The organism is Photorhabdus stackebrandtii (genome assembly GCF_011189495.1).
Taxonomy (GTDB): domain Bacteria; phylum Pseudomonadota; class Gammaproteobacteria; order Enterobacterales; family Enterobacteriaceae; genus Photorhabdus; species Photorhabdus khanii.
The window spans coordinates 20,229-31,748 of the sequence record NZ_PUJV01000034.1; the positions used below are offsets into that span (position 1 = coordinate 20,229).

General features: G+C 40.7%; 12 protein-coding genes. 2 read left to right on the plus strand and 10 right to left on the minus strand.

The genetic code is table 11. The features are described from left to right. Window positions 1–102: 102 nt before the first annotated feature. Window positions 103–2,619 (minus strand): hypothetical protein, encoded by a 2,517-nt coding sequence (locus C5470_RS19155; RefSeq protein ID WP_166291284.1) that lies wholly within the window; start codon window positions 2,617–2,619, stop codon window positions 103–105. A gap of 585 nt (window positions 2,620–3,204) precedes the next feature. Here C5470_RS19155 and C5470_RS19160 point away from each other — a divergent pair. Then, a complete protein-coding gene (locus C5470_RS19160; RefSeq protein WP_166291285.1) occupies window positions 3,205–3,804 on the plus strand; it encodes a lytic polysaccharide monooxygenase in 600 nt (199 codons plus the stop codon). Between the two features lie 157 nt (window positions 3,805–3,961). Here C5470_RS19160 and C5470_RS19165 read toward each other — a convergent pair whose 3' ends face one another. The 8 genes from C5470_RS19165 to C5470_RS19200 form a co-directional block, all read right to left on the minus strand. Then, on the minus strand, window positions 3,962–5,128 hold the full coding sequence (locus tag C5470_RS19165; protein WP_166291287.1) for a glutathionylspermidine synthase family protein: 1,167 nt from the start codon (window positions 5,126–5,128) through the stop codon (window positions 3,962–3,964). Window positions 5,129–5,180: 52 nt separating this feature from the next. After that, the gene (locus tag C5470_RS19170) at window positions 5,181–6,095 is read right to left on the minus strand and encodes a DUF1190 domain-containing protein (protein WP_166291289.1); all 915 of its coding nucleotides are present in this window, start codon (window positions 6,093–6,095) and stop codon (window positions 5,181–5,183) included. 12 nt (window positions 6,096–6,107) lie between these two features. After that, complete coding sequence (locus C5470_RS19175; protein ID WP_166291291.1) at window positions 6,108–6,545, minus strand: DUF350 domain-containing protein; 438 nt, start codon at window positions 6,543–6,545, stop codon at window positions 6,108–6,110. Window position 6,546: 1 nt separating this feature from the next. Beyond that, window positions 6,547–7,209 (minus strand): YjfK family protein, encoded by a 663-nt coding sequence (locus tag C5470_RS19180; RefSeq protein WP_166291293.1) that lies wholly within the window; start codon window positions 7,207–7,209, stop codon window positions 6,547–6,549. A 72-nt stretch (window positions 7,210–7,281) separates the two neighbouring features. Continuing rightward, window positions 7,282–7,968 carry a PspA/IM30 family protein gene (locus tag C5470_RS19185; RefSeq protein WP_166291295.1) on the minus strand — a complete coding sequence of 229 codons (687 nt, stop codon included), beginning with the start codon at window positions 7,966–7,968 and terminating at the stop codon, window positions 7,282–7,284. A gap of 19 nt (window positions 7,969–7,987) precedes the next feature. Then, a complete protein-coding gene (locus C5470_RS19190; protein WP_207627047.1) occupies window positions 7,988–8,374 on the minus strand; it encodes a DUF2170 family protein in 387 nt (128 codons plus the stop codon). Between the two features lie 173 nt (window positions 8,375–8,547). Next, window positions 8,548–9,165, minus strand: coding sequence for a LysE/ArgO family amino acid transporter (locus C5470_RS19195; RefSeq protein ID WP_166291299.1), 618 nt, complete (start codon window positions 9,163–9,165; stop codon window positions 8,548–8,550). Further along, window positions 9,159–9,590, minus strand: a complete 432-nt coding sequence (locus C5470_RS19200) for a hypothetical protein (protein ID WP_207627048.1) — start codon at window positions 9,588–9,590, stop codon at window positions 9,159–9,161. Before C5470_RS19200 ends, C5470_RS19195 begins: the two co-directional genes overlap by 7 nt. Before the next feature lie 562 nt (window positions 9,591–10,152). On the opposite strand from C5470_RS19200, the gene tus reads away from it, so the two are divergent. Continuing rightward, window positions 10,153–11,079 carry a DNA replication terminus site-binding protein gene (gene tus, locus C5470_RS19205; protein ID WP_166291300.1) on the plus strand — a complete coding sequence of 309 codons (927 nt, stop codon included), beginning with the start codon at window positions 10,153–10,155 and terminating at the stop codon, window positions 11,077–11,079. Window positions 11,080–11,109: 30 nt separating this feature from the next. Here tus and C5470_RS19210 read toward each other — a convergent pair whose 3' ends face one another. Continuing rightward, on the minus strand, window positions 11,110–11,277 hold the full coding sequence (locus tag C5470_RS19210) for a hypothetical protein (protein WP_166291257.1): 168 nt from the start codon (window positions 11,275–11,277) through the stop codon (window positions 11,110–11,112). Window positions 11,278–11,520 lie beyond the last annotated feature (243 nt).

The following is an 11,520-nucleotide window of genomic DNA, read 5'->3' on the forward strand; positions in this document are numbered from 1 at the left end:
AAAATTGAATATACACTAAATAAATTTCAACCCAATATGGGAACAGCATGACACTGTTCCCATTCCTTACTTATTTCCATCCAAATAGTTGATACTCGTTATTCACTCCAATGTATCGTTAAACGTTACCGGATCATCACGATAAGCGTTGAGTTTATCTCTGACCCAAGAGTCAGAGTTACCTATTGTCGAGACAATACCAGTAGTAGAACCTCCACCAAGCAGAACAGCAAAAATACCTCGTAGTGCAAAATCAAGGTAAGCGGGTTGCGTCAAATCAAATGGAGCACAATCATATAAATCACGGGGTGTTACCCCGACTTTTGCTGCCATTTGTGGCGGGAAGTCAAAGTTCAGGATAATGCTATTAATCGCGTCAATGTCCGAGCCTAATTCAGCATCACCAAGCAAGTAGTTCGCACTGGTTCCCCAATGTTGACTATCAAAATCAACGTTAACTGAATCTGATGTTAACGGAGTACGACTTGCTGGAATCTGCCACGGCATGACTGGTTGTTTCAATTGTGCACTTATCGCACTGCAAAAATCGAAATAGACACCCCACTCAAATGGGCCATAACAGTAAACGTTATTATAAGAACGCTGAGTGAGATCATCTGCTTCATAACGGTCAATTGCCAGGAAATTTGAGCTATTATTTTCAGCAAATACACCCAGAGAATTGACATAATTCACTACCTCCCCGGCTATTTGTATTGGATCGCCACCTTCATATATCCATTCAGACCTTCCGGTGCCCCACAAATTAATTTGCCAACCGAATACCACGTTCGGCGCTATTGTATGGACTAACCAGTTCACACTTTGTACATAGCCTTGAATATCATCAGTAATATAGTCAGGAATTTGAGCACTGATACTCCAATGATCGAGCGCATTTTGTAAAGGTTGACGTACCGGCATGATGTAATCTGCCGACAATCCATCCTGTTGACACCCACCGATAAAATCAGGGTTCACAATAAATCCCGCAGGTGTGTCATGAGTGCTATCAATATAAGTGTTGGCAATATTCAGTGCCAGAATGAAGTTGGCGTAGCTGTGCGTGTGAGCATCTGCATCCGCCAATGCACTCTTAACATCACCACCGGAAAGGTTGCATGTGTAGGAAATCATTACCGGTAATACCGGTTGCCCATCATTAAGCGTTTGTTCAATGCTGCGTGCCAGATTTATTGTTTGCTTAACCGCAGTATCATCAGTGAGAAATCGAGTGGGATCACCTGCACCATCGATACCGGCATATTTAAAGACCGAAGAGGCACGTGCAGCAACAAAATCATCAAGATTGGTTGGCGTCAAATCTGCACAGCCACCAAAGGCCAGAAAGTCAGGGAAACCCTTTACAGCCAGGTTGGCAGATTTCTCGATCTTGATGTTCAACACATTCTGGTCACCAGGGCTTATTGTGATGGAGCCAGGCACAGAAACGACATAAATTGTTTTCGAGACGATAAAATTACTGGCATCAACGGCATAGGTACCTGGCTTGACAGCAACTGGCCATGTTGAACTTCCTGATATAATCTGGATTTGTTGTTCATAATCCATCTCTTCAGATGATAATCGGACTGATAATCCACTTTGCAACATATCATTGGTTTCTATTGTCACTGTTAATTCTGGGAAATCAGTCGTATCTATATTGTCTATTGTGACTAAATTGGCAGTGTATTTAACATCAATTAGTTCATTTTGTAATATCACTGGAAGAACATCGAAGGCGTATATCTGGTTATTGAGATTTACCGTGTCAATAATAATATTAACTACTCCGCTACTGTTTAATTTGCGTAATTGAACGGTTTCATTCACTTTAGTAGCAAAATTAGAAATTATGTCACCATTTATCGCATCTAATACAGTGACGTTCAATATCTCATTTTCAAGCCCCAGAATATTATCAACGGTAAAATTAATGGAGCAATAGTATTCAACTTGACCAAAGTTAACCGACGCTTCTGTCGTTTCTCCTGTAATAACTTCTATCGTAGTCGGAGTAACCAGTACCGGAGCTATAACTGTTAAATCTGCATTTTGTAGATCTGGAGCACTCAACGAATAGTCCCCGGCTAGGATGCTTTCTGACTGCGTTATGTCCATTACCACATTTACTGATACTGAATACCCGCCTGCGGTAGTAAACAATACAGTAGGTTGAAGATTATCCAATGCAGGATCAGGTGATGCTGCACAGGTAATATTAACCGTGCCATTTATCTCTGGTGCACTGTCTGCAGCAAAAACAAAAGAATCAAGATATTTATTGGGATCTGTTGTCAGATCTCCATTGACACCAATGGTTATTGAATTTGAATCAATAAATACATATGAATTTGAGAAGGCTATTGTTACCGTTACAGAAAATGTATTGGCATCAATAGAGACATTTTGAGTGGTAATATCCTTTTCTTGCCATTCGGAGAATAACGGATTTATATCGGTTGGTAATATTGAAGCCGGAGAAAGAAAGTTAAAACTTAGATAGCTATCAATATGAATCTGGTATCCGGTATCATAATGTAAATTATTGACAGTAATGGAGCCATAATACGGTGTAGCACCAGGATCCACAACAGCATTATATAAAATACTCACTATAACCTCTGCTATATATCAAAATTGAAATAATATCCCTTGGAGTTGCAGGGACTGCTTTTCCCCAATAGAAAGCGTATGAATTAGCTTTCTGAGTAGAAATTGACAATTCAATTGATCCTGATGGAATTAAAAAGAGAGAATTAATTTAGTGAAAAGTTTAACATTAATAAATTAATATCTTTTTTATATATTTTTTGCGATATGATTTAATATTTTCATTAATCTATATCATTATTCCATATCGATAGTTTTTACCATTCAGGTTATCTGCATAAGAATAGACTGCCAAAAACACATCACCATAACTATAAGTAAGTGTTTTTAAGTTAATAAATGCTATCAAAACGCACAGATCGCTTATAGCATGGACTATGTTAAATAAATTAAAAAAATCATATCCTTTTGTATTATGAAAAATAATAACAAGCACATTTTAGACAAAACTTCAATAGCTTAATGTAATTAGATTGTTAATCAATTTATGAAATGGATAATCATATTATATTCACCTAGAATGAATGATTAAGTCCCGGGGCTTTATTTGTCATAGATAAATCATCCTGTCTAATGGAGGACACTATTATGTATAAACATAAAGTGAGAAATATGACTTTAGCCACTACAATAATTGCCGCTTTATTTAATGGTGCCTGGGCTCATGGTTATATTGATAGTCCAGGAAGTCGTGCATTCCTTTGTTCTGCTCAGGGAAATAAACAAAATACGGATTGTGGGCTGGTTAAATATGAACCTCAGTCTCTTGAAGCTAAAAAAGGCTTCCCACAAACCGGTCCTGAAGATGGTCATATTGCCAGCGCTGGAATTGGTCACTTTGAGGAGTTGGATGTTCAAACAGAAGATCGCTGGCAAAAAATTCCTATTACTACCAGTAATATTGAATTTAAATGGGAAATTGTAATTCAACACAAAACTGCAAGCTGGGAATATTTTATTACCAAACCAAACTGGGATCCCAATAAGCCTTTAACCAGAGAGCAATTTAATAGCACACCTTTCTGTTTTGAGGATTACCAAGAGAGAATGCCGGGAAATCAAGTTATTAATAAATGTACCTTACCAGAAGGATATCAAGGTTATCACGTTATACTGGGTGTCTGGACCATTGCAGATACCCTTAACGCATTTTACCAAGTCATTGATACAACAATTAATCCTGCCTGATATCCAGTACATTATATAATAATTTGGGAACAGCATAACGCTGTTCCTTTTATCTATTCCTCCGGTTACCCTATGGTAGAGATGATCGGTCCCACACTTTATTTATGCTCTCCGAGATAGGCTCATTTGTATTAATTGTTGAGATAAGGGGCTGTAATCAGCCTAAAATAATATGAGGCACACATAACGATGTGTCCTTCGTGATTAGGCCAACATCTTCCCTCACCGATAAACCAGCAGCTTTGTCATTGATGAGCCAGCTGCCAATAAGAACATGGTTATCACCGAACTTTGGCAATGGGCTGTATTGTTGCACGATGTAACCTTCTTCCCCATAAGGCCCTCCGACTTTCTCAATCATCTTGCCATTTTTGTGAATACTGATGTTCGAACCTTCGCGGCTAAATATTGGCTTTATTACGTAATGCGTCAAGCATTTAGCTTTCGGGTCATCAGCAAAGTAAGATTCAAGTAGGTTTGGGTGTCCTGGGAACATTTCCCAGAGCAACGGTAAGATTGATTTGTTCGAGGTAATGCTCTTCCACATTGGCTCAAACCAGTTAACGCCAGCGGTTGCCAGGTGTTGAGCATACTCTTCGCGAAACATGAACTCCCACGGGTACAGCTTGAATATAGAATCGATGATCTTACTATTGTTGTCCGTAAACTTACCGCATTCACTCAGGCCAATATCTTCAACGTAGACAAATTTTGTGTGAATGCCGGCATCTTTGGCGCAATCAGCCATGTACTCGACCGTGCCCCTGTCTTCTTCTGTATCCTTACAACATGCAAAGTGAAGTGTGTTGAATGGCAGAAACGATTTAAGCTCATAAAAGCGATTCACAAGTAATTCTTGTAATAAGTTGAATTGGTCCGCGGAGCGTGGCACTTCTCCACGGTCAACTTTGTCTTCCAGCCACAGCCAACTAAAGAAACCAAGTTCATAGATCGAGGTCGGCGTATCTGAGTTGAATTCTAATAATTTCGCCGGATTTTTACCATCGTAGGCAAAATCGAGTCGGCTATACAGACTCGGATCCTGGCGCTCCCAGGATTCACGAACCAACGACCACATTGTTTCTGGAATTTGGAATTTAGCCATCAACTTGTCGCTACTAACCACTCGCTCTACTGCCTGAAGGCTCAGTTGGTGGATTTCCTCTGTCGGATCTTCGATGTGTTCCTCAATCTGCCTGAGAGTGAACTGATAGTAACGGTCTTCCGTCCAATACGGCTCATCATCAATTGTGTGGAAACCAAAACCAAATTCTTTAGCGCGTGCTTTCCAATCATGGCGTGGTGTCGTTGGGATCTGTAGCATTACTTTGACCTCCCGATGCTTCTTGTCATCCTGAATTAGCTGTCAAAACTGGTTAACCACCCCAGCTTGATCTGGCTGAGGATGTTGAGCCAAAACCACCTTTAGACTTGGTAGTTACGATTGGTTTATTGTAGTCAGGGAATCGGGTGAAGCCGTCCTTAGAGCGAGTTGAAGAGCCGATACCTGTGCCTCCGTAGTAACCTGTTCCAGATTGCTGTTCCCTCTCACGATTTAGACGTTCTCTATACATTCTTTCCCTATATACACTATCTCTGTTCTTGAGCAATTCAGATGCTATATAAGCAGACCCTATAGTGCCTAGCGTCGAATTCATGCCCGCAGAGGCGTTTGCTGTCCCCGGAGAGATTTCTTGCTTAGGTGGCAGGCGGACGGTTGCCAATGGATGCAAATAACGCTGGTTCATCTCGAACTGGATATTGTCCATATCTGAATAAGAGCCAATTACCTTACCATCAGCGAAAAACAGATTGCCGTACAGGTCGCTATAGCTTGATGTTGAAGTGAATATGGGTTGGTAGAATACATTGCGGTATTTGTCAGAAATGTTGTACTCATTGAAATGCTCAGGCTTTACATCCGCCATCATGAAGGCAGCCATCTTTGGCCGGTAACCAAGCTTGCCCGGCATTTCTTCACACTCGCCGTACTCAAGTTTGCACATGGCTTCTTGTCTGAACTTCTGCGATGTCCGATCTGCTTCACGCAATGCGGCTTTATACGTGGTTTCACATTCAGCAACAATCGTATTCTGTGGATCGTTTTGACAAGCTGCCAGGTCCTTGTAGAGCTTGATTGACAGTTCATCCGTCGATTGACCACAGCCCACCACTATCGAACCAACACTGAGCGCTAGCGAAGTAAGTGAAAAAGTACGCCAATATTTACGCTTACTTTCAATGTTGATGCCGGTGCTGCGCATTCTGCGCTTTTTATTCTCGTTCGTCATACAACCTCTGAATTAGTAAGTCATACAAGCTGCGTTTAGAAGGCCAACAGAGATTGAAACTGAGGCCAGAACGACAGCGGCAGGGAGCTCATTGTTTTCAATGCGAGATACAATTTTTGGCATCATAAATATACGAACGATGAAGAAACCAGCAATTTGCGCCAGTAGTGCAACAACACCCCACATCACGAAATCAGTCACGCCTACCGAATTGCTTGCTGCACTTGCAATTGCGATGGTATAACCTACCAAAGCGCCACCTAGCGATACCGCGGCCGCCATGTTCTTCTCTTCCTTGATCAACTTCCATTCATCCTGTGGAGTAACCATTACATAGATGAATTTGAATACAATGAAGAAAACAAGCGCCAGACCAAAACACAATCCAAAGTTGGTTATGCTGTTAATAAATTGAGTTAAAGCCTGTTCTTCATTTGCGAGTGTAATCATTTTATGCCACCACTTTAAAATCTGTTTGGTTAAGTTGAATACCGGTGCTTTTTACCATCAGCCTGTCTAAGCTGTTGCCTACAATCTTCTCTTCACCTGCAATCAACAGCTCTTCTGTTCTGTTATCTGAAACCTGGCGAGTGTAAAGCATCATGAATTGGTCAGTTTCAGTAACGGTACCGTTCTGATGGTAGGTTTTCTCAGTAACAACGACGGGTTTCGTGTTGTCCCACAACCGGGAAAACTTGGTACCGTCGAGGTCATATTGCCCGTTTGGTGTAACGATACCGCTTTCAATCAGAGCATCCCACTGAGTTTGGACGTCGATCGGTTTGGTTTCGTAGAAGTACCAAAGACTCACCTCTCTCACCCCATCATCACTCACGTTTTCTTGAAGCACCTGGAGGTAACCTTCATCATCGGTGTAGTAGCGAACCAAACGTACGTTATCGCCAAGATCGACAACACCGACGGAGCATATAAGCTGAGTTGAAGCAGCGTTTTCGATGGTAAGGTCAGACTCGATCAGTTTTAGTATAAGCGGGTCTATCTCAAGTGCACCGCCAATACGCAAACCCAATATTTCCGGTACCTTCGGACCCATTGGCATCACTTCCTTGCCGTTAAATGCTCTCTTAAACGCCTTAGCGATTTTGGAAAACATAGAAATATCCTTTGAATTTATAGAAGAAGATCCTGCTTAAGAAGCAGGATCTTGATTTAACAATTAGGAGGATTACTTGCCAAGAATACGGGCAAGTTCATCTTCTGCGGACGCGGAATTTGAGGTAATGCCCGCCTCTTTAAGCTTTCTGTCCAAGTCGCTTGAAGTAGCGCTATCGTGAAGCTCTTGTTGAGCCTCAAACTGAGCCGCTTTTTCAGCCTGACGCGCTTTGATACGTTCAAGCGAATCAAGCGCAGTAGATGTTTTTGACGACGCGCCAACTACAGAGTTGTGGGTTGCAGCCTGTGCTTTCTGTACTTGCTCAGTGGCCTTAACAAGGTCAACCTGATTCTCAAGCTGAGATACTTTTTCTTTAGCTTCTTGCACAATACGGCGGTGGGTAGCCTCAGCCGTATTGAAAGCATCTAGCTGTGATTGTCCTGTTTCCAATTCACTCCGCAAGTTGGTAACTTTCTGAGCACATTCCAAAGCAAGCCCATTGTCACCTTTATTAGCAGCAGAACGAGCGTGCCCTTCGTATTCGGTGATGCTGGCTTTGATAGCTGAAACCTTTTGCTCTGCCATTTTGCGCTTAGCGATAATACTGATCAAACTGTCATCCGCACGGCGGATTTCTGCTTTAGCTTCACGAATTTCCTGATCAAGAATGGTTAATGCGTTCTCGTCAGCTACCGCTTCTACCGTGTTATTTACAGTGCCTTTGATTGCTTTGAAAAGCTTCTTCCATACACTACTCATTGATATTTATCCTATACTGTTATTTCAGAAACTCAGAATATGCATCAAGAAGTTCATTGATGTTGGCGAACAACATAGAGACTTCAATGACAACACTCTCCACTTTTGATTCCGAAGACAAAGCGCCAAAAGCGGTATAATAAGATTGACCATCTACTTCGGTAATTCCAACAGAGGTTAAAGGGATCATCTTATGCGTTTCTAAAATGAATTTATTTAAGGCGGCAGTATCCGAAACATGCTCTTCTGAAAATATTAATGCTTCTACTGTGATTTGTTTTCCACAAATTGCCAGATGCGCCTTAACACCATCTTCATTAGTAATGACAAGACACTCATCTGTTTGCTCCACAATCCAGTTGTTGTCAGACTTTTTAAGAGCGGTAATGACTTGATTTAATTCCAAGCTATCTACTCCAATAGTTTGCGTGGTTTTCCAGTAACAATCCATAATGTTACGTTCGAGTGATTATAAACTTAGCACTTAATCACATTAATTTTAACAACTATTGTACTTAAATAAACAGTAGATCATTTAAGGAATTCAATTTAGTTTGAGAAATCTGAACTTTTGTCAACTCAACCACTGAAAGTACGCTGTAACAACCAACAAGCCGTAATGAACAGGATAACAGCAACAACACATTCCATAATGCAACGCTGCCAGGGTTTCGATATGCAGGCTGAAAACCAACGTGAGCTATAAGCCAGGCCGTAGAACCAGATGGCCGAGGCCGCAAGCGCGCCAGCCACGAACAAAATCCGATGATTGACAGGATAAGGCGCTGCTGTTGATCCCAAGATGACAACAGTTTCCAGCAGAGCTAAAGGATTTAGGAACGAAAGACCAAGCCCACGTTTCACCATGTCAAAGGGACGGGTATTTTGTTGCTTGCCAAGGGAAACAACTGCTCCACCCTCATTCATAGCCCGGCGCCCAGCCTGGAACGTCAGGAATAGCAGGAACATTACGGTGAGTAACGTTAAAGACACCGTAATTCCCCGGTTTAGCGCAATGATACTTCCAACACCCAACGCACCTGTGATAATCAGGATTACATCGCAAATCACGAAAACTGAAGCGAGCAAACCAACACGGTCGTTCAACAAGCCAACTCTGAGAATTTCCATGTTTTGAGGGCCAATCGAAACAACAAGCCCTAAGCAAAGAAGAAAACCATTAACTAATGCTAACATAATTTTTCCAAAGCATTATTTCCATCAGATAGAATCACCTCCTCCACATCAGGATGCGTACTGAGATAGGAATCCAATTCCAATATCGCCTTATCAAAAATTTTCTTTCCAGTCTCGTGTTGTTCAGAAAGAACATCTTGGTGAAAACAATATTGGCAATGTGATGCGCATGTTGAGGTAGGTATGAATAACATTCGGTTCCGATACTTCTGGATAATGTTGCCAGGAGCGTCGTCAGGCATATTTTCGCGGTCATCGATAAAATCGGTTACCTCGTCAATTTTCTGCTGAAAGAACCTGGTCATCTTAACCGGCAAAAGATGATCGCGAGCATTCAGCAATCTGAACTCTTCATTAATTTTTAACTGTTGCGTTGGGCTTATTCGTAAATGCCCACTATCCTCTTTGATTATTAAATTGTTCATAATATCGACCTCAAAACAACATTGACACAGTAAATTAACTTGCTGGCAAGTCGCGGTGATACCTCTAAGCATAGGATAAGGAATGTTATTGCACTATTAACATCATCACATTTATTAATTAAATTTATGATTCTATGAGAATGTTCAGATGTAGACCTTAAAATGAGACTTCTTTTCTCCTGACTAAAATTTCTTTACCTACATTTTACTCTGTTCTGACTGAAATATCAGGGATGCTATCAGTCGGGATTATAATCATTATAACTATGCACGATATTGAATATTCTATAATTAATATCTTTATGAGGTTTAATATAAAAATCAGAACCGAACAATTAATTGTAGTTCGTAATGAAATCGCGATAGCGGATATGCGTCGCTTGTGTATTCTCAGCATTAGTACAGCGAAAAAATACAGCAAAGTAATATCCGAACAAGCATTAACTTTATGTTTTTATGAAAATTTTTAGGTATAAGATTTTTAGAATACGACTGAGGAGCTTGAAGTTTGCACTTTTTGTTCTATAATTAAAAGTATGTTGTAACTAATTTTGTTATTTATATGAGTAAATACTTATCACTTGAAGATTTGAATCGTTGTTTTCACCAGCAAGAAAACAAATTGAGACAGCTACGTGAACTCCTTCACAGCTATTCTTTACTGGCCGCTCATGTGTTTGTTCTGCCTGATGTCAAAAAAGGCAGCGAACATGATCCAATAACAGAAATAACCGTTAATGGAATTTCAGGTAATGAAGCATTAGATTTAGGTTTAAGGCATTATCAGAGGCTATTTATACACCACAATAATCAAAATATTAGCAGCAAAGCAGCTATTCGCTTGCCTGGTATATTATGTTTTTCTGTGAATCAACAACAATACCACTCTGCTTTAAATCTGATTGAGGAGATCAATAAGTTAAAAGCAGAACTTGAACACATCGTCACGGTGCAATCAGGTGTGAATAAAGAGCAGCGGTTTGAGTTTGTTCATAATCAATTACATGGGTTGATTACACTAAACGCTTACAGAACAATCACTCCCCTTCTCAATCCTGATTCAGTGCGTTTTGGTTGGGCAAATAAAAACATCATTAATAAAGTCACAAAAAATCAAATTTTGGCGCGTTTGGAGAAAAGCTACAATTCAGGGCGTACTGTTTCCCACTATTCCCGTGAACAATGGGCAGAATTTGTTGCCAAAGAAATTACCGATATAAAAAAATTATCCGATGATGTTATTTTAAAAATAAAACGTCCGGTGAAAGTACAACCTATTGCACGGGTCTGGTATGCAGAGCAGCAAAAGCAAGTGCAATATGCCTGCCCTCTTCCATTAATTGCATTTTATGTTAACTGTGGCGGAAACCCGCCAAAGCTCGGCGAATTGCCTGATTATGACGCCAATGCAATAGTACATCGCTATAAACCCAAAGCTAAACTATTGGAATTGGTTATTCCAAGACTGCATTTATATCGTGAGATTTAGTGCATGACAGTTATTTGATGAGTTTATTAATTAATCGACAACAGGCTGCATGAGCAGTGCATAACGATTAAGTAATTGATTAAAACGGGTATTAATTTGCTGACACAATGCCGGGGAGACCAAGCCACTTTTTTGTTGGAGAGCATAAAAACCTTGGGGCACTTTGTTCAATTGGCGATAGAATGAACAAATAAACATACTTATCCGGCTCCTCACCATGAAAACCTACGTTGTTAATTGAGCATTGGTATCCGGGCGTAAAATTAGGTGACGAAACGGAGCATTATTGGACAGAAGCGGCTGCGGCATAAATGCCCCAAGGTAATGAGATGGTTCCCCTCACTCTAACGGCAGTATATTAGCAGAGTGATTATCTTTGATAAGAGGCTACCATCATGAACACTATCGCACTGATTGGCATCGATCTCGGCAAGCATTCTT

Excerpts from the sequence above, each read along its gene's own strand:
- C5470_RS19160 (WP_166291285.1), top strand. The coding sequence starts at position 3,205 with ATGTATAAACATAAAGTGAGAAATATGACTTTAGCCACTACAATAATT.
- C5470_RS19165 (WP_166291287.1), bottom strand. The coding sequence starts at position 5,128 with ATGCTACAGATCCCAACGACACCACGCCATGATTGGAAAGCACGCGCT.
- C5470_RS19170 (WP_166291289.1), bottom strand. The coding sequence starts at position 6,095 with ATGACGAACGAGAATAAAAAGCGCAGAATGCGCAGCACCGGCATCAAC.
- C5470_RS19175 (WP_166291291.1), bottom strand. The coding sequence starts at position 6,545 with ATGATTACACTCGCAAATGAAGAACAGGCTTTAACTCAATTTATTAAC.
- C5470_RS19180 (WP_166291293.1), bottom strand. The coding sequence starts at position 7,209 with ATGTTTTCCAAAATCGCTAAGGCGTTTAAGAGAGCATTTAACGGCAAG.
- C5470_RS19185 (WP_166291295.1), bottom strand. The coding sequence starts at position 7,968 with ATGAGTAGTGTATGGAAGAAGCTTTTCAAAGCAATCAAAGGCACTGTA.
- C5470_RS19195 (WP_166291299.1), bottom strand. The coding sequence starts at position 9,165 with ATGTTAGCATTAGTTAATGGTTTTCTTCTTTGCTTAGGGCTTGTTGTT.
- C5470_RS19200 (WP_207627048.1), bottom strand. The coding sequence starts at position 9,590 with ATGAACAATTTAATAATCAAAGAGGATAGTGGGCATTTACGAATAAGC.
- tus (WP_166291300.1), top strand. The coding sequence starts at position 10,153 with ATGAGTAAATACTTATCACTTGAAGATTTGAATCGTTGTTTTCACCAG.
- C5470_RS19210 (WP_166291257.1), bottom strand. The coding sequence starts at position 11,277 with ATGTTTATTTGTTCATTCTATCGCCAATTGAACAAAGTGCCCCAAGGT.